Source organism: Kocuria flava (genome assembly GCF_001482365.1).
Classification (GTDB): Bacteria; Actinomycetota; Actinomycetes; order Actinomycetales; family Micrococcaceae; genus Kocuria; species Kocuria flava.
The window spans coordinates 2,606,486-2,625,053 of sequence record NZ_CP013254.1 but is presented as its reverse complement, the minus strand read 5'-3'; the positions used below and the strand labels follow the sequence as shown (position 1 = coordinate 2,625,053).

The following is an 18,568-nucleotide window of genomic DNA, read 5'->3' as shown; positions in this document are numbered from 1 at the left end:
GCGTCAAACGGAGTTCAGACGGTGCGCACGCAGGCGCACTGGCACGCCGCGAGGGTGCCTTCGGCGGCTTCGGTCTCCTCGCGCACCGCCCGATCACTGATCACCGGCTCTGCGGCGGCGACACCGGTCGGGGCGGCCTCGTTGTCCTTCTGCTCGCGCGGCCAGAGCAGGTGCGCCGCGATCGCCCCCTACCGGGAGCAGACCCACGACTGCCACTTCCACAGCCTGACGACCTGTCTCGGGGAACTCCCCAACACGGAGGTTCAGCTGACGCTCACTGGCGAGGACGGCAAGGTGCTCCTCGACGAAACACGGCAGACCTACGACAACGGCTTCGTCGGCATCTGGGTGCCCCGCGGCATCGAGGCGACGCTCACGATCGAACACGAAGGCCAGTCCGGCACCGCGACGGTCTCCACGACCGACGAGGACGACCCGAGCTGCATCACCACCCTGCAACTGACTTGAACGCAGGACGGGAGGGCAGCCGGAGCGTACCGAGCGGCATCGGCCCCTCCCGCTCTGTGACATGGCTCCATCTCCTAACGAGATGGATCGATGTAGCCAAGTGGATCAATGGCCAGGAGCGCTTGAAGTGGCAGGACCCCGTTGCCCAGCGCTGTGTTCTGCTGGTTCGCCGTGAGACCGTGAGCGGACTCGGTAACCCAGCCTTCTGGTAGACCCATCAGCCACTGGACGAACTCCGGCGCGGGGCGTGGGCCGCGCTCCTCGTTCAGGATCGCGGGAGCGGGGGCGGCTCGTCCTGTGATGTGTTCCCATCGGGCGATGGCGTCGGCGTATCGCCCCCAGCGACGAAGATGTTCTCCACGAGCGCGAACAGGGTCTCCGATTCGCTCCACCTGCCGGTCGAGCCAGCTGGCCCGTTCAGGGCGAGGTCGATGACCCGGTGACTCAGTGCGATCGTGCCGCGTCGAGCTCGGACCTGGTCCAGGGTCTCGCCACCGCGTGAGGAGTCCGAGGCCAGTGGTGTCCGAAACAGTGCCCTGGCGGTGAGCGGCGATGAAGATGCGGTGGCGCGGGTGTGGAGCGCCGACGAGGGAGGCCGGTAGGCCGATCCATTGCGCGTCGTACCGGAGGTCGGCCAGATCGACGAGTACGGCTCCGAGTGCCCGAAGAGGTCGAGCTGGCTCGTCTCCCAGCACCCCGCTTCCGGGTTCCAGGTCGTGAAGGGTTGCGGCGACGGGGGTTGCACGGTCGGGGTTGCGGTCATTGCCTGCTCCTTGCGTTTGGTGGCGGGTTGCGGGTGCGGACAGGAGGCCCCGGACGTTCTCAATCGCCACGAGGCGGGGTTGCAGCGCCTCGTTCGCGGTTGCCATGTACGACCAGAGTCCGGAGCGGTGCCTGGTGCGAGGCCGGCTCCCTTGCCGACGGTCGAGACGTCCTGGCAGGGAAACCACCACACAGCACGTCAACCGGTTGAACGTCGCTCCAGCTGACGGCGGTGATGTCGCCGCGGTTCGGGGTATCGGCCAGTGGTGGGAGAAGACGCGGGCGACGGGCTCGTTGAGCTCGGAGAACCAGACCGTGCGGCCGCCGGTGGCGTGTTCGACGGCGAGGTCGAGGCCTCCGTATCCAGAGAAGAGCGAACCGATCTTGATCGGGCGGTCGTCGGTCGAGGGGATGTCGTACATGAGGGCTCCGGCAGGTCGGCGAACCCGATCCCCGGACTCCTCGCGGCGTCCTTCATCGGGTCGATCACCTGCCAGGTGCACGACCACAGCACCCACCACGATCCGACACTCCGCAGCACCAACAGCGGCTCTCTAAGCCGGCTCCGAACCACGAACCCCGACCCGCCGAGTCTGTCTCCGCGCGTCTTCCTCAGCCACCCCTCCAGAGCTGTCACGCGTCTTGCAGGTCGAGGTTTGTCAACCAAAGTTGACGGAGCGTTCGCGCGGTCAACGCCCGCTCACCTGACCGTCGAAAGGCGGTGGCGTGGTGACGGTCTCGATGCGCGTGATGTCGGCCGGGGACGGCTACATGTACCTGCTGCGCACCGTCGCGGCCGCAGACGGCGACCGCGCTCTTTCAACACCACTGACCAGGTACTACGTGGAGGCGGGGACGCCGTTGCGATGCGAAAGTAGCTGCGTCTGTTTGATGGTCCAGGGGATCGACGGGCCTGCCGATTGGATGTGATTCGAGCAGATCAGCAGATCAGACGGAATCTACGGTTTCAGTTGCGTGGGGCCGTCGAAGAGGTTGTCTTCTGCCTCGTGATTGTGTTGCAAGGGTGAGTGTGGCGAAGACGGCGAAGGCGGCGCCGATCCACATGGCTGCGGAGGGGTCGTCGCCGGCTCGGCTGATGGCGAGTGCGCCGATCGCTGATCCCAAGGCGACGCCCATGGTGATGAGGGAGGTGTGCACCGTGCTGACCATGTTCCCGGTTCCTCCGATTTCGGCGACGCGGGCGACCATGGCCGGGTTCATCGGCACACCGGCGACGCCCACGATGAGCACCATGGCCAGCGCGAGCGGCTGTGCGTTGCTGAAGGCTCCGAGGAGTGCGAGTGAGACGAATAGCAGTGTGTGTCCGATGCGCAGGATGCCGATGGCGTGCTGGTCGGCGAACTTGCCGACGATCAGGTTGCCGATGAAGGACACGATCCCGTAGGCGAGCAGGATCAGGGTCGTCGTGTTCGTCGCGAAGCCGGCGTTCTGCTCCAGCAGCGGGGTGAAGTAGGAGAAGCCGGCGAAGGCCGCGCCGATGGTCAGCAGGCTGACCAGGTATCTGGACCAGAGTTTCGGAGAGCGCAGCTTGCGCAGGTCCTGTGCGGCGGCTTCCTGTGCGGCGGCTTCACGGGCGGGCAGGGTGAGCAGGCTGATGAGGAACACGGCGAATGCCGCGATGCCGAGGATGTAGAAGCTGGACTGCCAGCCCCAGCGGGCCGCGAGGAAGTGCGACAGCGGCAGGCCGATGACGGTGCCGACCATGATGCCGCCGAGCACGATGGACACTGCTTCGCCGATCTTCTCCGGACTCGGGGCCAGTCGGGCGCTGTAGGATACGGCGATGCCATAGGCGGCGCCGGAGAGGCATCCGGTCAGGACGCGAAGCAGTGCCAGCCACCAGAACTCGTGGATCAGCGGGACCAGGACCTCCAGCACGGCATAGGTTCCGATGACGATCAACAGCGAGCCTTTGGGTGGGCGATGCCGCAGGAGGTAGACCAGCAGCGGGCCTCCCAGCGCCATGCCGAGCGCGTACAAAGTGACCACCGTCCCGACCTGCCCGGTGGAGACGCCCAGGTCTGCGGCGATCTGCGGCATCATCCCCGCGGTCTGGAACTCGCTCATGATCACCACCATGATCGTGAGCATCAGTACGTACAGGTATCTCTTCACTGACCGGTCTCCTATTTGGATTCTCTAGTACAAAATGAACGTGCGAGTGAGCCCCACAGCTCACGGGGTTCTCAGTAGTGGCGTATCAGGGTGTCAGGGCACTGAGGCCGAGTGTGACGATCCGCCGCAGTTCCTCGGGTGCGGAGCCGGCCTGTGCCATGACGCGAATCCCCGAGATCAGGGTGACGACCAGCAGCGCGGTGTCCCGAGGGTCCAGGTCCGGCCGGAGGCTGCCGTCGAGCTTGCCAGCCCTGACGGCGTGCTCCAGCATCGCGAGCTGGCGCCCCAGTGCGCGGTCGAGGATGCGGGCGATGCGCGGGTCCTGATTGCCGCGGTCGGGGGTCATGCGTGTCGTCACGACCATGCATCCGGCCGCGTGCCCCCCAGTGGACGCCTCGTGCTCCTCGGCGATCATGAGATCCAGAACGCCGCTCACGCGTGCGAAGCCATCCAGTTCGGCATCGGCGAGCACCGCCTCCTGGCTCTCACCAGTGACCTCGACATAGCGCTCAAGTGCTCGAACGAACAGCTCATCCTTGGAGTCGAAGGCGTTGTACAGGCTGCTCCGCCTCACCCCGGCTGCCGCGCATAACTGCTCAGTCGAGGTGTCCGCGAATCCATGCACCCTGAACTGCGCGGCCGCGGCATCCAGCACTGTCGCCTCGTCAAACGTTCGTGGTCTACCCATGTTCGCGATGCTAGCAGATACTGGACTATGGAGTACAAAACAAGCCCGGGCCGCAACCGACACAGCATCGACTGGTGCAGCCGTTGCTGAATGGGCTGCCCGCATGACGCGCACCTGGCTCGTATGACAGTTTCGATGCGGGTGATGAGCGCCGGGGACGGCTACAAGTACCTCCTGCGCTCAGTCGCCGCTGCCGATGGTGACCGCTCGTTGTCGACGCCTCTGACGCGCTACTACGCCGAGGTGGGCACACCGCCGGGCCAGTGGCTCGGCTCTGGCGTCGCCGCGCTCGGCAAGGGGCAGCTCGCGGTCGGGGATCGGGTGTCGGAGGCCCAGCTCCAGCTCTTGGTCGGGATGGGGCGTGACCCGATCACCGGCGACCCGCTCGGGCATGCGTTCCCGGCCTACAAGTCGGTGCCGGAGCGGATCGAGGCTCGGATCGCCGACCTCGACCCGAGCCTGAGTCCGGGTGCCAAGGGCGAGGCGGTCGCGCGGATCGAGGTCGAGGAGACCGAACGTGGGAAGCGGCGGGCGGTGGCGGGGTTCGACTTCACCTTCTCGGTTCCGAAGTCGGCCTCGGCGTTGTGGGCGGTCGCGGATGCCGGGACGCAGGCGTTGATTGGTGAGGCGCATCATGCGGCGGTTGCGGAGGTGGTTGCGTTCATGGAGCGGGAGGTTGCAGCCACCCGGTCGGGTGCAACTGCCGGTGACGGTGCGGTTGCGCAGGTCGATGTGACCGGGTTGGTGGCGACGGCGTTCGATCACTTCGATTCCCGCGCCGGCGACCCCCATCTGCACACGCACGTCGTCATCTCCAACAAGGTGCAGACCGCGTTCGACGGCAAGTGGCGGAGCTTGGATGGCCGTCCGATGCACGCCGCCGTGGTGGCGCTCTCGGAGCTGCACGAGGCGGTGTTCGCTGATCACATGACCCGCACTTTCGGCGTTGAGTGGGAGGCCCGCGATATGGGCCGGGACCGGAACCCGGCTTGGGCGATTAGCAGCGTGCCGGAGGAGTTGGTCCGGGAGTTCTCCACCCGTGCCAGGTACATCGACGCCGAGAAGGACCGGCTGATCGCCGAGTACGTCGCCCGGCATGGCCGCCAACCCTCCACGGCCACGATCATCAAGCTCCGCGCCCAAGCCACCCTCGCCACACGCCCGGAGAAGGAGGTGCGGTCGATGGCTGACCTGACTGCCGAGTGGCGCACCCGCGCCACCGGGGTACTCGGCCACGACGCCACCACCTGGGCACGTGGGGTGATGGACAACGACAAGCCGCTGCTGCTGCGAGCCGATGACGTGCCCTTGGACGCGATTGGCGAACTCGGCCAGACCGTGGTCGAGATGGTGGGCGAGAAGCGCTCCACTTGGCGCAGGTGGAACCTGATGGCCGAGGCGTCCCGGCAGACGATGGGCTGGCGCTTCGCCACCATGCACGACCGCGAAGCGGTCGTGGGGATGATCGCCGACGCCGCCGAGCAAGCCTCGCTGCGGTTGACGCCGCCCGACCTCGCCACCAGCCCGGTCGCGTTCCGGCGGGCGGACGGCACCAGCGTGTTCCTGCCCAAGCACTCCACCGTGTTCTCCTCCGAGCTGCTGCTCGCGGCCGAGGACCGGCTACTCGACCGCTCTCGCACCCTGACCGCTCCCACCGTGCCGCTGGCGACGGTCGAGAACGTCACCACTAAGCCTGATCGTGAAGGGCGGATGCTCGGTGAGGATCAGGCCGACGCACTCATGAAGATCGCGGTCTCTGGCCGGATGCTCGATGTGCTGGTGGGCCCGGCGGGCGCCGGGAAGACCACTGCCATGAACGCGCTGCGCAGGGCGTGGGAGAAGGAACACGGCGCCGGGTCCGTGGTCGGGCTGGCACCGTCCGCCGTGGCGGCGCAGGTCCTCGCTGACGACCTGGGGATTGCGACGGAGAACACAGCGAAGTGGTGGCAGAACCACCTCGTCCACGGAACTGACTTCCAGGCGGGTCAGCTCGTCATTATCGATGAAGCCTCCCTCGCTGGAACCCTCTCGTTGGATCGCATCACCCAGCTCGCCGAACGAGCCGGCGCGAAGGTGTTGCTGGTCGGCGACTACGCCCAGCTCCAGTCGGTGGATGCTGGCGGCGCGTTCGGGCTCCTCGTCGGTGACCGGGATGATGTACCCGAGCTGGTCGACGTGCACCGGTTCATCCACGAGTGGGAGAAGTCCGCGTCCCTCGCCCTGCGGCACGGCCGTACGCAGGTGATCGACACCTACCTCGACCATGACCGCATCCGCGACGGCGACGGCGACGCGATGACCGATGCCGCCTACACCGCGTGGCGCGCGGACCGGAACCAAGGTTTGGTGTCGGTGCTGGTCGCCGAGACCCGCGAGGACGTGACCGGCCTCAACACCCGCGCCCGCGCCGATCTGATTCTCGACGGCGCGTTGAAGCCTGGTCGGGAGGTCGAGCTGAACGACGGGACCACGGCGGGGGCTGGGGACACGATCATCACCCGCCGTAACGACCGCCGACTGCGCAACGGCAAGGACTGGGTGCGCAACGGTGACACGTGGACCATCACCGGCGTCCGTGACGACGGCTCGGTCACGATCCGCAAGGCCGGCCGCAGGTTCGGCGGCTCCATCGTCCTGCCCGCCGCCTATGTGGCCGATCACGTCGATCTGGGTTATGCGGTCACGGCGCACAGGGCGCAAGGCGTCACTGTCGACACCGCGCATGTGCTGGTGGAGCCGACCACGACGAGGGAGAACTTCTACGTCGCGATGACCCGCGGCAAGCAGGCCAACAACGCCTACGTGATCCTCGACCGGGCCGACGAGCACGCCGAGCCACATCCGGGCGACAACCCCGACGCCACTGGCCGATCCGTCCTGTTCGGGGTGCTTCAACACACCGGTGCTGAGCTGTCCGCGCACGAGACCATCACCGCAGAACAGGAGCACTGGGGCTCGATCGCCCAGCTCGCCGCCGAGTACGAGACGATTGCTGCCGCAGCCCAACGAGACCGCTGGGCCACCCTCATCCGTGCCTCTGGTCTGACTGCCGAGCAAGCCGACACCGCGATCGAGTCCGAGGCGTTCGGGGCACTCACCTCCGAGCTCCGCCGAGCCGAGGCCAACCACCACAACCTCGACACCTTGTTCCCTCGGCTGGTCGCGGCGCGCGGGTTTGCCGATGCCGACGACATCGCCTCCGTCCTGCACTACCGAGTGGCTCGTGCCACTGCCCGCCCGGCTGGCTCGGGTCGCACCCGTAAGGCACCACGAATGATCGCAGGGCTGATCCCATCCGCGGACGGCCCGATGACCGACGATATGCGCCAGGCGCTTGATGAGCGGCGCGAGCTGATCGAAGCCCGTGCCGACGCGGTGCTCGACACCGCACGCCAGGCTGGCGAGCCCTGGACGGCACCGCTCGGTGAGCCACCCCGTGATCCGCGCAAGGAAGCGGCGTGGCGACGGCACGCCCACACCGTCGCGGCCTACCGCGACCGGTACGGCATCACCGATGACTCGCCCCTCGGCCCGGAACCGGAGAACGCGGCGCAGAAGATCGACGCGGCTCGCGCAAGAAGCGCACTCGCACGGGTAAATGAAGCCGCCCGCCGATCCGCGGCCGTCACCGAGCGTCGCTCGATCGAGCGAATTTCTCCCGGGCGGAGCCTGTGATCTGAGCCCGAGGGAATGTCGGTGCGGCAGCGTAGAATAGTTACATGGGTGTAGTTCCTGCAAGTTCGACCGATCCCGGAGGCGAGACGCCGACCGGACAGGCCGACGCGCCCGGACGGCAGGACCCTCCATCCACGACCATCGAGTCAAGCACCCCATCCGTCGATCGTTTCCAGATTCTCGCCCTCGATGGCGGGGGAGCCAAGGCACTGTTCACCGCTCACGTGCTGGCGCGGCTGGAACAGGACCTCGACGTCAGCATCAAGGACTCGTTCGACTTGATCGCTGGCACGTCGGCGGGTGGGATCGTCGCGCTTGGGCTGGGTGCCGGTCTCGCCCCGAGCGAGATCGTGGGGCACTACGAAGAACTGGTCGAGGCGGTCTTCCCGGCCGTGCGCCGGCGACTGTGGCGGCGGCCTCGCCAACTCACTGCACCCATCTACGACGGCGATGCGCTGCGCACTGCCTTGACGAAAGTGCTCGGCCAAAGGCTGCTGGGAGACAGCGCGAAGCGGTTGGTCATCCCGGCGTGGGACGTGCAACGAGGCTCCGTGCATATCTTCAAGACGCCCCACCACACACGGCTCGCCCGAGACTGGCGCATCCCGATGGTGGACATCGCGATGGCGACCTCGGCGGCGCCGCTCTACTTCCCTGCCGCGCGTGTCGATGGACACCGCCTCATTGACGGCGGCGTGTGGGCGAACAACCCTTCCGTCGTCGCGATTGCCGAGGCCGTGAGCATGCTCGACGTACCGCTCGCCTCGATCAGGGTGCTCAACGTCGGCACCATCGACCAGCTCACGAACCACCCCAAGCGCCTCGACCGCGGCGGGCTGTTCAACTGGGCGAAGCCGATCGCGCCACTGATCCTCACAGCCGGCAGCCGTGGCGGACAGGGCATCGCTGAACATCTGATCGGCAAGGCCGCTTTCACCAGGTTCGATGCTCTCGTGCCGAGCGGACTGTACGCACTCGACTCGGCGGACCCGAGCGATGTCGCCGGCCTCGCCGCGTCCGTGAGCCGCGAGCTCAGCCCTATCTACACCGCGCGGTTCGCAGATCATCGCGCGGCGGACTACACACCGTTGATCGGAGACCGACACCGCGGCGACCCGACCAGCACGTCGACCACGGAGGTCTCCCGATGAAGCTCACTGACTACTTCAACGTCTTGCTCAAGGACACCGTCAACCTTGGCCAGGTGAAGCTCGACTCGCTCGACTCTCGCGTCGAGGCGGTCTACAAGGCGTTGAAGGCCGACGAGCAGATCGGGCACCTGATCCTCGGCAAGACGCCCCAGGGCTCGTGGGCGCACAAGACCATCATCAATCCGGTGGGCAGCAACGAGTTCGACGCGGACTTCATGCTCGACATGAGCGAGAACGCGGACTGGGCCGACGATCCCAAGAAGTACATCGAGGAGGTCTACGCGGCTCTGCACCGGCACAGCACCTACGGAAACATGCCGCACTCACGCAAGTGCCGTTGCGTCCGAGTTGTCTACGCGAACTCCATGCACCTGGACATCGTTCCGCACCTCAACCTCGCCGATGGACGCGAAGTCATCGTCAATCGCGACGACAACGACTGGGAGCAGACCGACCCCCAGGGGTTCACGGACTGGATGAGGGACAAGGACGCGCTCGCGAAGGGCAACCTCCGCAAGGTCATCCGGCTGATGAAGTACCTGCGTGACCACAAGAACTCCTTCACCGGGACCCGGTCGATCCTCCTGACGACACTGCTCGGTGAGCAGGTCACCGAGTTGCGCACGCTGCTTGACCCCGGCTACTACAGCGACGTCCCCACGACTCTCCTGCACCTCGTAAAGGACCTCGACGCCTGGCTCCAGGCGCGCCCGATCAAGCCCTCCATTCCGGACCCGTCCGGGTCCGGGGTCACCTTCGACCATCGGTGGGAGCAGTCGACCTACAGCTACTTCCGGGACCGTATTCATGTTCACGCCGCCGAGATCGAGGAGGCTTACGAGGAGGAGAACAAGGAGCGCAGCATCGAGCTGTGGCAGGGCATCTTCGGTGACGGCTTCAAGGCCCCGGCCACCTCGTCCAGCAGCGCGAAGTTCCCGGCAGCAGCTCCCGCGGCCGCTTCCACCGTGGGGCGGTCTGGCCGCGCGGGATGAGCCGCCGCAACCGGGCCACGCTGTCGGCTTGGCAGAAGCACCTCTTCGATGAGCTGAGGTCACTCGCCAGGGAGCACCCCAGCGACGTGCGGATAGTCGAGCAGCCTCGGCTCGACTCTGACGGCGACGCCACCCTCCGACTTCGGCTCCACACCGCAGATATCCTTCATCGCCCCGGTGGGCTGGGACTTGGAGACGACGAGGAGTTCATCGTCAAGATTCGCCCCTCGCTGTTCGCACCCCCGAGCGCCGAGGTTGACCACACACGCTTCCTCGGTTTCCCGCACGTCCTCCAAGGGCAGCGGCTCTGCATCTATCTCGACCCCTCCCGCGAGTGGCGCCCTTCCGCCGGGATGGCCGGATTTCTCAGCCGACTGTGGGACTGGCTCACCGATGCTGCCGGCGGAGCGTTCGATCCCTCGACCGCGATGTACCACGCTGTCGGAGGAGTGCTCCACCACGCCGATGACACACCCACCATCGTCGTCCGCGAACCTGGGCCGCCGAAGCGGCAGCAGATCGCTCGGCTCGTCGCCCGCTCACCGCACCGCTACGACCTCACCTACTCGACCGACCGCGACGGACACCGCACACCCGTCTTTGTCCTCGCGAGGGACCTCCCGTTCGGTGCGGCATCCACCTTCGCGCTATTCCTGACGCTCTTGGACGACCCGCATCTTGACCGCGCCGAAGGACGACCGCCAGAGGTCTCACCGCAATCGCCCGCTTTCCTTACCTCGCTCCTCGCCAGCGCTCTACGAAACCCTGACGGCACCGAGCAGTACTTCGTGCTCGCCGTTCCGCACCCCGCAGGTGGACCGCACCATCTTCTCGGCGGACGCCTTCCCGCAACTACCGCCGACGCCCTGCGACGCCTCGCCAAGAAGCACGGCACAGCGGTCAACCTCGACCCCGCGATCATCAACGCCGACATCCCCATCGAATGGTGCAACATGTCCGACGAACGGCAAGAGGTCACAACCCGACGCGACGACAACCGTCCCGTCAACGGCTTCCAAGGACGAGCCGTCCACATCTGGGGCTGCGGCGGCCTGGGCTCATGGCTCGCCGAGTTCATCGCACGCGCCGGAGCCAGCGCCATCACCGTCTGCGACCCCGGCACCATCACCGGCGGACTTCTCGTGCGACAGAACTACACCGAGGCCGACATCGGCCAGACCAAGGCCGATGCCCTCGCCACACGCCTCCGCGCGATCCGCGACGACCTGACCGTGACCGTCGCAGAAGGAAGCGTCCCCGACCCAGCCGTCTCACTCTCCGCGGACCTCATCATCGACGCCACCGTCAGCCACAGCATCACCACCTACCTCGACACCCTCGCCGGCGAAGACCGCACGGCACTCATCGCCCAGGTCGCCACCGACGCCAGGACAGGATCGCTCGGTATCGCCAACATCTGCGCGCCCGGTGACACCTGTACGCCGTCTGAGCTTGACGACCAGGCAGGCCGCTCGGTATTGGCCGATGGTGGATTAGAGCTGTACCACCGGCTCTGGGAGGACGCAGCCGAAGGCGACGAACTGACTCCCACGAGGGGATGCTCCGTACCCACGTTCCATGGCTCGGCCGCGGACCTCGCTGCTGTCGCCGCGACACTCGTCAACATGATCGGCCTGCACCTCCAACAGGCAGGGGCACCTGTTTCAGGGACCCACCTCATCGCCCTGCCACACGCACCAGCCGGCCCACGGCATCACTTCCTTCCCGCGGCGTCGGACACTCGCGGATGAGATAGCACGGGTTTACGTCTGTCCGGGCTTGGGCGTAAAGTTGGGGGCCGAGGCAGGTTCTCCTCGATTGCGGGTCCTTCGGGACGGCCCAGCTTGGGCGCTCATACACGTACTGCCTCCTCGACGGAGAGACACGTGTGACGAGAGGCCCGCCATGATCCGCCTTATCTGGACGCTCAGCGCCCGCACCCGCTACTACCTGCGCCGCTACATGCCCACCAACCGGCTGCTCGACGCGATCCGACGCCGACGCAACTTTAAGTGGGGCATCCCCGCGACGCTCCTCGCGGTGCCCTACCTGCTGATCGCGAGCATCTGCACCAACGCCCTCGACCAGGGGGCACCAGGCTGGTTGCATCTGGTCGTGTTGTGGGCGGTGTGGAACGCGATGAAGTTCATCGTCATGGGACCGGTCAGCCTGATCCTCCTGATCCGCGCCCGGACCCAGGAAGCCATTGCCCGGCACCGCGACCGGCAGGGCACCCGCGACCGCTCGGAGTCCCAGGTGCCTATGACCGTAGGGGCGGCCCGATGAACGCCCCCACCTACACCTACGCCGCTCGCCTACCTCCGAGGCGCACGAGCGGCAGCAGACCGCTTGTCTGGCGCTGCCCGCGACCTCGACCTTGATGTCACTCGCAGATACAGCGATGAAGCCGGCGATCGCTCGGAGCTGACATGACTGCTCGCTGACTCTGCAACCGGCAAGTTCTCAGCCCTGGTGATCGCGCGGCTGGACCGTCTCGGGCGGACGATCCCCGTTGCCCCCCCACGTCCTGGCAGACCTCGACACTGCTGGTGTGTGCGTCTGTGCGGTCGATCGTGGCACGTACGCCCTCACTGACCGGATGACGTTGGCAGACATCTTGACCGCCACGATCCGACCGTGCACGTGCGGAAGGCACCTCACGCGCTGACCCTGAGCACGGCGTGGACTCGGCCGAATCGCGGCGCCAGTCCCGGCCAGTGCGCTTGGCGGCCTGCTGGCTGACCCGAGTGGTCGGCATGCGGGGGATCAGCGATGCTCTGACGGTCCTGGCCCGTAGACTTGGGACAACACGCGGCGTACGGCGGGAGGTGAGTGGTGGCCGGATCAGGAGAGCACTTCAAGGCGCTCGTACGAAGCCACGGGAGCGGCGACGACGAGGCGTTCTACTCAGTCGCGCTACAGGTTGCCGCTCAGGCGGCTCGGCAGGGGCACCACCATCTCGCGGCTGACCTCAAAGCCGCAGTTGATCACTCACGTGTCGAGCGGCCGAAAAAGGTCACCTCAATCGCTCAACCGCGAGGCGATCTTTCAGAACTCGTTATCGCCTCTCACCCAGCCGTTGGCTTGAAAGACTTGGTCCTGCCGGATGAGCTGGCCGCGCAGGTGCGACGTGTCCTCAGCGAACAGCGCCAACGCAAGCAGCTTCTGGATCACGGCTTTGAGCCTGCGCATCGCCTCCTGTTCGAGGGGCCGCCTGGTACGGGCAAGACGATGACCGCGGCAGTCCTGGCTCACGAGCTCTCTCTGCCCTTGCTGACGATCAGGCTCGACAGCCTGCTGAGCAAGTTCATGGGCGAGACCGCCAGTAAGCTGCGCGTCATCTTCGATGCAGTGGGCGCGCAGCGCGGGGTGTACCTGTTCGATGAGTTCGACGCGCTCGGTGGCGACCGAGCAGGAAACGACGTCGGTGAGGCCCGACGCATCCTGAACTCCTTCCTGGTGTTCCTGGAGAACAGTTCTCCCGAGAGCATCGTCATCGCTGCCACCAACCACCGGTCGATTCTGGACAAGGCCCTGTTCCGACGTTTCGACATGGTTCTCAACTACTCACTGCCGGACGCGAAACAGGCCGCCGCCGTGATGCGCGGCAGGCTCGGGTCTCTCGCCAAGGGCGTCCGTTGGGCCGCACTGGCAGAGCACATGGCAGGGCTCTCCCATGCGGACCTCGTAAGGGCTGCGGAGTCTGCCGCCAAGAGCGTCATCCTCGCTGGCGGAACACGAGTGAGTGCCGACGACATTCGACAGTCGCTCAAATCGCGGCAGGCGGCGAGCCTTGGCTGAGGGGCAGGAACACCTCAGTCACCTTCTGGTAGAAGATCGAGCGGCAGACGAGGAGTTTCGCCGACGGGGTGGACCGGACCCGAAGATTCGTCCGGTCGAAGACCGTGCCGGTCACGGCGGCGGGCGGCTGAACGAGTTGCAGTCCGCGTTCTCTAGCGGTGACGAGACCCGTGAAGAACAACTCCCAGACGACGAGCTACGTGCCTTGGGCACCATCATCACGTTGGAGGGCTCTGACCCCGCGTATCCGCTCAAGCTCGACACTCTCCAACAGCTCACCTCGCACCGCGATCCGCAGCGCAGGCGCCCCAAGTGGCTCCTTCTCTCGGTTCTCCCCGCGGACTCGGGTTCTGGCATCCCCGAGCGAGCGACCGTCTGGGTCAGCGACGACTACCGTGCGAAGTTCCTGCAGCTCTTCGAGGACTACCTGGCGAAGGAGTCACCGAAAGGCAAACCTCGCAACAACGAACTCGTCGCGAACATCGCACGCATCCGCGCCACCATCCTGGGTGACCTTTGGCAGTCCGAGGGTCGCCCGCCAGAAGGTACGACGACATGGTGGGAACTATGGCTACGCCCAAACGCTGACGGCCCCGATCTGCTACGGCGCTTCGCCGAAGCCTCCGGACTGACCATCTCGCAGCGTCTCCTCCGGCTCGTCGACCGCGACGTCATGTGGGTCGAGGCGACGTGGGCGCAGCTTGAAGTCCTACCGTTCACCGCGGTGCCGCTGGCCGAAATCCGGCGCCCGGAGTTCATCGACTCCATAGAAGACCTCACCGCCGAGGAGCAAGCCGAGTACGTCGACGACCTGGCCAAGCGACTGGAACCTGCCGACGAACTCCAGCCCGCCGTCTGCCACCTCGACACGGGCGTAGCGAGAACTCACGTCCTCATCGAGCAGTCCCTGGCACCCCAGGACCTGCACACCGTGATCGGCGTCAGCGGCTTCGATCAAGACGGACATGGCACCAAGATGGCCGGCATCGCGCTGCTGGGAGCCGCGGTCGACCGCCACCTGCTCGGATCGGACTCCGTTGTGCTGCGACACCGACTGGAGTCGGTTCGCATCCTTCCGACCAAGACCGAGAAGCCGCACGAACCCCGCGCGTACGGAGACGTCACCGCCCAAGCCGTCTCGCTGCCCGAAATCGCAGCGACACGGCGCCGGGTGTTCTGCATGCCGGTCAGCACCAGTACCGACACCCCCGGAAACCCAGGTCAGCCCACGCTGTGGTCGGCCACCGTCGACGCACTGGCCGTCGGCGCCAACGTCGTCAGCAACGGCGACGAACTCCGGCTACTCGCGCCACCAGACAGCGAAGCAGCAAGACTCCTGATCGTGTCCGCCGGAAACGTAACCGGCTACGTCGCCGACCACCTCGCCGAATCCGACACCTCTCCGGTTCGAGATCCCGGCCAAGCCTGGAACGCACTCACCGTCGGCGCCTACACCGACCTCGACGCGGTCCCGACCGATCCGGCCTTCGCAGGCTGGACCCCTGTCGCGCGGAAGGGCGACCTCTCGCCCCACAGTCGCACGTCTCTGCCGTTCGGGAACAAGCCCTGGCCGATCAAGCCCGACATCGTCATGGAAGGCGGCAACGTCCTCCATGACACCGCCTCCATGTTCGAGCCGAATCACCCGGCGCTGTCCCTGCGAACCACCGGGCACACAAACGACCAGGCTCTGGCGTCGGCCAACGCAACCAGCGCCGCGACCGCGCAAGCCTCCCGGCTCGCAGCCCTCGTCATGGCCACCTATCCCGAGTACTGGCCCGAGACGATCCGAGCACTCCTCGTCCACTCCGCGCAGTGGACACCCATCATGCGCGACGAAATCGATCGTGCGGGGCAGAGCGGACTTCAAGCCAAACAGATGCTGCTACGCCGATACGGCTGGGGCGTCCCGACCGAGGAACGCGTGTTGTTCTCCTCCGATCGGTCCGTAACCCTGGTCGTACAGGACGAGTTCACCCCTTTCGAGGGCGATGAGTTCAAGGTCCCGTCGTTCCGGCTACACGACCTTCCTTGGCCGCGCGAAGTACTGCAAGACCTGGGCTCCGCTTCCGTGACCCTGCGCGTCACCCTCTCCTACTTCATCGAGCCGACGGCTTCCCGACGAGGATGGCGGCAGCGGTACAAGTACGCATCACACGGACTCCGGTTCGAGCTACAAGACCCCCTTGAATCTGAGGCCCATTTCATTCAGCGAGTGAACCGTGAAGCCCGCACCGAGGAAGCCGGCGGGCGCCCCGCAAGCGGACAAGTGTCGTGGCTCGTTGGCGCCAACCAACGCCTGTACGGCTCACTGCATCAAGACATCTGGGAGACCTACGGTTCAGCACTCGCCGACACCGGAAAGATCGCCGTCTACCCCGTCGGCGGCTGGTGGAAGAACAACAAGAACCGCGAACGCGTCGACCGGAAGATCCGATACGCCCTCGTCGTATCACTCCAGACCGACGCCACCGACGTCGACCTGTACACACCAGTGGCGAACCTCCTCCACACCCCGATCGAGATTCCGATCGAGTGATGTCCGATTCGCTCCGAATCCCGCGGATAACGGATAACACCGCCGGACTCGCAGCTCAGACGTTCGTTGCGACGGCCTGTGCGCGCCGACCAGCCGGTCGAATCGTGACGCCCTCTACGGCCAGCGCGCGTCGGACAGCCTGCTGGCTGACCCCGTACCGCAACCCGACTTCCATTAGCGTAAGGCCCTCGTCGTACAGCTCGACCGCTTCGGCGAGATGGCACTCATCGAGCCCCCGCTGGCGTATCGGTACCGAGCGGCGGACAAGGTGCGCCGCCGCGGTGCGGCGATGAATGCTGAACCGCTCGCCCAACTCCACGAGTGTCGCGCCCGACTCATACGAGGCCACCAGCTCGTCCACCTGCGCCGGGCTCAGAAAGGTTTGAGTCATCCCAACTGCACGCACCATCCGCCCCCGCTCGTCCACTACAGACGGCTCCAGCGGCCTCCGGTCCCGCCGGTAGACGCCCCGCGACCTGCGAGAAGCCACGGTTTTCAAGGCCGGGCAGGGGTTCTCGAACTCTCTACGGAGGTCCACCAGGAACGAGCGGCGGGCCCGTCCTTCGGAAACGAAGGACGGGCCCGCCGCTCGTCGTCGTGCCGTGGCCGGTCGCCACTGCGTCCCGGCCGGGCGTGCCGGGCCCGGGTCCGTCGCCGGACCGGTCCCGCACCCGACAGCGGCCACCCTGCCGGCGCGGACGCCACCGCGCGGTCTCCACCGCTGCGCCCGTGTCGACGGTGCGGTCCCGTCGCCGCGGCGCCGTCGGCCCGGACGGCGCCGATCCGCTGCCGTCCCCGCGGCGCGCTCATCCGCCCCGCTGCCGCCACCGCCGCGCCCCGCCGTGCCGCAGCACCGGCGTGCCCCCGCCCCGTGTCGCATTCCCGGCCCTTCGCACCCGCCTCTTCCGCCGGGGCGGCACCGCTGTTAGCGTCTGCACCACGGCGGAACGTGACATGTCCCACATCTGGTCACCGTTCGCCGCCGATGCGCCGTCAGCGGCGGCGCCCGTCCGAGCGGAAGAGGCCAGCATGGCAGGCAACAGAGCGGTCGCCTACAAGGGACCGGGCAAGGTCGAGGTCATCGACACGGACTACCCGACGTTCGAGCTCAAGGACGCACCGGGGATCAATCCCGCGAACATCGGCCGGAAGGTGCCCCACGGGGTGATCCTGAAGACGATCAGCACCAACATCTGCGGCTCGGACCAGCACATGGTCCGCGGACGCACCACGGCGCCCACGGATCTCGTCCTGGGTCACGAGATCACGGGCGAGGTCGTGGAGTGCGGCCCCGACGTGGAGTTCATCAAGGTCGGGGACATCGTCTCCGTGCCCTTCAACATCTCCTGCGGGCGCTGCCGCAACTGCAAGGAGCGCAAGACGGGCATCTGCCTCAACGTCAACCCCGACCGCCCCGGCTCGGCCTACGGCTACGTCGACATGGGCGGGTGGGTCGGCGGGCAGGCCGAGTACGTGATGGTCCCCTACGCCGACTGGAACCTGCTGAAGTTCCCGGACCGTGACCAGGCGCTCGAGAAGATCATGGACCTCACCATGCTCTCGGACATCCTGCCCACCGGTTTCCACGGGGCCTACACGGCGGGCGTCGGCGTCGGCTCGACCGTCTACGTCGCCGGGGCCGGACCCGTGGGCCTGGCGGCGGCGGCCTCGGCGCAGCTGCTCGGCGCGGCCGTGGTGATCGTGGGCGACCTCAACGAGGGCCGTCTCGCCCAGGCCCGCAGCTTCGGCTGCGAGACGGTCGACGTCTCGAAGGGCGACCCGCGCGACCAGATCGAGCAGATCCTGGGCGTGCCGGAGGTCGACTGCGGCGTGGACGCCGTCGGCTTCGAGGCCCGCGGGCACGGCAAGGACGCCTCCCACGAGGCCCCGGCCACGGTGCTGAACTCCCTGATGGACCTCACGGCCGCCGGCGGTGCCCTCGGCATCCCCGGGCTCTACGTCACGGGTGACCCGGGGGCGGTCGACGAGTCCGCCAAGAAGGGCTCGCTGTCCATCAGCCTGGGCACCGGCTGGGCCAAGTCCTTGTCCTTCACCACGGGCCAGTGCCCCGTGATGAAGTACAACCGCCAGCTGATGATGGCGATCCTGCACGACCGGATCCAGATCGCGAAGGCCGTCAACGCCAAAGCCATCCCCCTGGAGCAGGCCCCGCAGGGCTACGCCGAGTTCGACCAGGGCGCCGCCACCAAGTACGTTCTGGACCCGAACGGCTACCTGGCCACCGCCTGAGCGGCCCGCGGCCCCGGCCGGCGCGCCCCTGACGAGGACCTCCCGCCACGGGAGGCCTCCTCCCCGGAGGGGCGCGCCGGCCGGGGCCGTGCCGTGCGCCCGCGCA

At 66.9% G+C, this 18,568-nt stretch carries 14 protein-coding genes and 1 pseudogene; 10 read left to right on the top strand and 5 right to left on the bottom strand.

Translation table 11 applies throughout. The features are described from left to right. Positions 1 to 21: 21 nt before the first annotated feature. A complete protein-coding gene (locus AS188_RS11685) occupies positions 22 to 468 on the top strand; it encodes a CueP family metal-binding protein (RefSeq protein WP_236944978.1) in 447 nt (148 codons plus the stop codon). A gap of 265 nt (positions 469 to 733) precedes the next feature. On the opposite strand, the gene AS188_RS17540 is transcribed toward AS188_RS11685, so the two are convergent. Both AS188_RS17540 and AS188_RS17855 read right to left on the bottom strand, forming a co-directional pair. Further along, positions 734 to 1,231, bottom strand: coding sequence for a hypothetical protein (locus AS188_RS17540; protein ID WP_236757706.1), 498 nt, complete (start codon positions 1,229 to 1,231; stop codon positions 734 to 736). A 91-nt stretch (positions 1,232 to 1,322) separates the two neighbouring features. Further along, positions 1,323 to 1,652, bottom strand: a pseudogene (locus AS188_RS17855) (DNA cytosine methyltransferase); the annotation flags it as partial. Positions 1,653 to 1,956: 304 nt separating this feature from the next. On the opposite strand from AS188_RS17855, the gene AS188_RS11680 reads away from it, so the two are divergent. Next, positions 1,957 to 2,160: a hypothetical protein gene (locus AS188_RS11680; protein WP_058859001.1), complete on the top strand. Its 204-nt coding sequence runs from the start codon at positions 1,957 to 1,959 to the stop codon at positions 2,158 to 2,160. 18 nt (positions 2,161 to 2,178) lie between these two features. Here the strand turns inward: AS188_RS11680 and AS188_RS11675 are convergent, their stop codons facing one another. Then, positions 2,179 to 3,366 carry an MFS transporter gene (locus AS188_RS11675; RefSeq protein WP_058859000.1) on the bottom strand — a complete coding sequence of 396 codons (1,188 nt, stop codon included), beginning with the start codon at positions 3,364 to 3,366 and terminating at the stop codon, positions 2,179 to 2,181. An 85-nt stretch (positions 3,367 to 3,451) separates the two neighbouring features. Beyond that, on the bottom strand, positions 3,452 to 4,054 hold the full coding sequence (locus AS188_RS11670) for a TetR/AcrR family transcriptional regulator (protein WP_058858999.1): 603 nt from the start codon (positions 4,052 to 4,054) through the stop codon (positions 3,452 to 3,454). Positions 4,055 to 4,177: 123 nt separating this feature from the next. Here AS188_RS11670 and mobF point away from each other — a divergent pair, with 123 nt between their 5' ends. From mobF to AS188_RS11635, 7 genes are all read left to right on the top strand, one after another. Further along, positions 4,178 to 7,729: a MobF family relaxase gene (gene mobF, locus AS188_RS11665; protein WP_058858998.1), complete on the top strand. Its 3,552-nt coding sequence runs from the start codon at positions 4,178 to 4,180 to the stop codon at positions 7,727 to 7,729. Positions 7,730 to 7,773: 44 nt separating this feature from the next. Then, positions 7,774 to 8,880, top strand: a complete 1,107-nt coding sequence (locus tag AS188_RS11660; RefSeq protein WP_005049382.1) for a CBASS cGAMP-activated phospholipase — start codon at positions 7,774 to 7,776, stop codon at positions 8,878 to 8,880. After that, positions 8,877 to 9,872, top strand: coding sequence for an SMODS domain-containing nucleotidyltransferase (locus tag AS188_RS11655; protein WP_005049383.1), 996 nt, complete (start codon positions 8,877 to 8,879; stop codon positions 9,870 to 9,872). The genes AS188_RS11660 and AS188_RS11655 overlap by 4 nt, the downstream gene beginning before the upstream one ends. Next, the gene (locus tag AS188_RS11650; protein WP_005049384.1) at positions 9,869 to 11,623 is read left to right on the top strand and encodes a ThiF family adenylyltransferase; all 1,755 of its coding nucleotides are present in this window, start codon (positions 9,869 to 9,871) and stop codon (positions 11,621 to 11,623) included. Before AS188_RS11655 ends, AS188_RS11650 begins: the two co-directional genes overlap by 4 nt. Before the next feature lie 154 nt (positions 11,624 to 11,777). Next, positions 11,778 to 12,158, top strand: coding sequence for a hypothetical protein (locus AS188_RS11645; RefSeq protein WP_005049385.1), 381 nt, complete (start codon positions 11,778 to 11,780; stop codon positions 12,156 to 12,158). A 549-nt stretch (positions 12,159 to 12,707) separates the two neighbouring features. Beyond that, positions 12,708 to 13,673, top strand: a complete 966-nt coding sequence (locus tag AS188_RS11640; protein WP_034228238.1) for an AAA family ATPase — start codon at positions 12,708 to 12,710, stop codon at positions 13,671 to 13,673. Then, positions 13,666 to 16,212 (top strand): S8 family peptidase, encoded by a 2,547-nt coding sequence (locus AS188_RS11635; protein ID WP_058858997.1) that lies wholly within the window; start codon positions 13,666 to 13,668, stop codon positions 16,210 to 16,212. The genes AS188_RS11640 and AS188_RS11635 overlap by 8 nt, the downstream gene beginning before the upstream one ends. Before the next feature lie 55 nt (positions 16,213 to 16,267). On the opposite strand, the gene AS188_RS11630 is transcribed toward AS188_RS11635, so the two are convergent. Further along, positions 16,268 to 16,573: a helix-turn-helix domain-containing protein gene (locus tag AS188_RS11630; RefSeq protein WP_236944977.1), complete on the bottom strand. Its 306-nt coding sequence runs from the start codon at positions 16,571 to 16,573 to the stop codon at positions 16,268 to 16,270. Positions 16,574 to 17,241: 668 nt separating this feature from the next. On the opposite strand from AS188_RS11630, the gene fdhA reads away from it, so the two are divergent. Next, positions 17,242 to 18,462: a formaldehyde dehydrogenase, glutathione-independent gene (gene fdhA, locus AS188_RS11625; RefSeq protein ID WP_058858996.1), complete on the top strand. Its 1,221-nt coding sequence runs from the start codon at positions 17,242 to 17,244 to the stop codon at positions 18,460 to 18,462. Positions 18,463 to 18,568 lie beyond the last annotated feature (106 nt).

What these genes read in the sequence shown, in the direction of transcription:
- AS188_RS17540 (WP_236757706.1), bottom strand. Translation starts at nt 1,231, where the DNA reads ATGACCGCAACCCCGACCGTGCAACCCCCGTCGCCGCAACCCTTCACG.
- AS188_RS11670 (WP_058858999.1), bottom strand. Translation starts at nt 4,054, where the DNA reads ATGGGTAGACCACGAACGTTTGACGAGGCGACAGTGCTGGATGCCGCG.
- mobF (WP_058858998.1), top strand. Translation starts at nt 4,178, where the DNA reads ATGACAGTTTCGATGCGGGTGATGAGCGCCGGGGACGGCTACAAGTAC.
- AS188_RS11660 (WP_005049382.1), top strand. Translation starts at nt 7,774, where the DNA reads ATGGGTGTAGTTCCTGCAAGTTCGACCGATCCCGGAGGCGAGACGCCG.
- AS188_RS11655 (WP_005049383.1), top strand. Translation starts at nt 8,877, where the DNA reads ATGAAGCTCACTGACTACTTCAACGTCTTGCTCAAGGACACCGTCAAC.
- AS188_RS11650 (WP_005049384.1), top strand. Translation starts at nt 9,869, where the DNA reads ATGAGCCGCCGCAACCGGGCCACGCTGTCGGCTTGGCAGAAGCACCTC.
- AS188_RS11645 (WP_005049385.1), top strand. Translation starts at nt 11,778, where the DNA reads ATGATCCGCCTTATCTGGACGCTCAGCGCCCGCACCCGCTACTACCTG.
- fdhA (WP_058858996.1), top strand. Translation starts at nt 17,242, where the DNA reads ATGGCAGGCAACAGAGCGGTCGCCTACAAGGGACCGGGCAAGGTCGAG.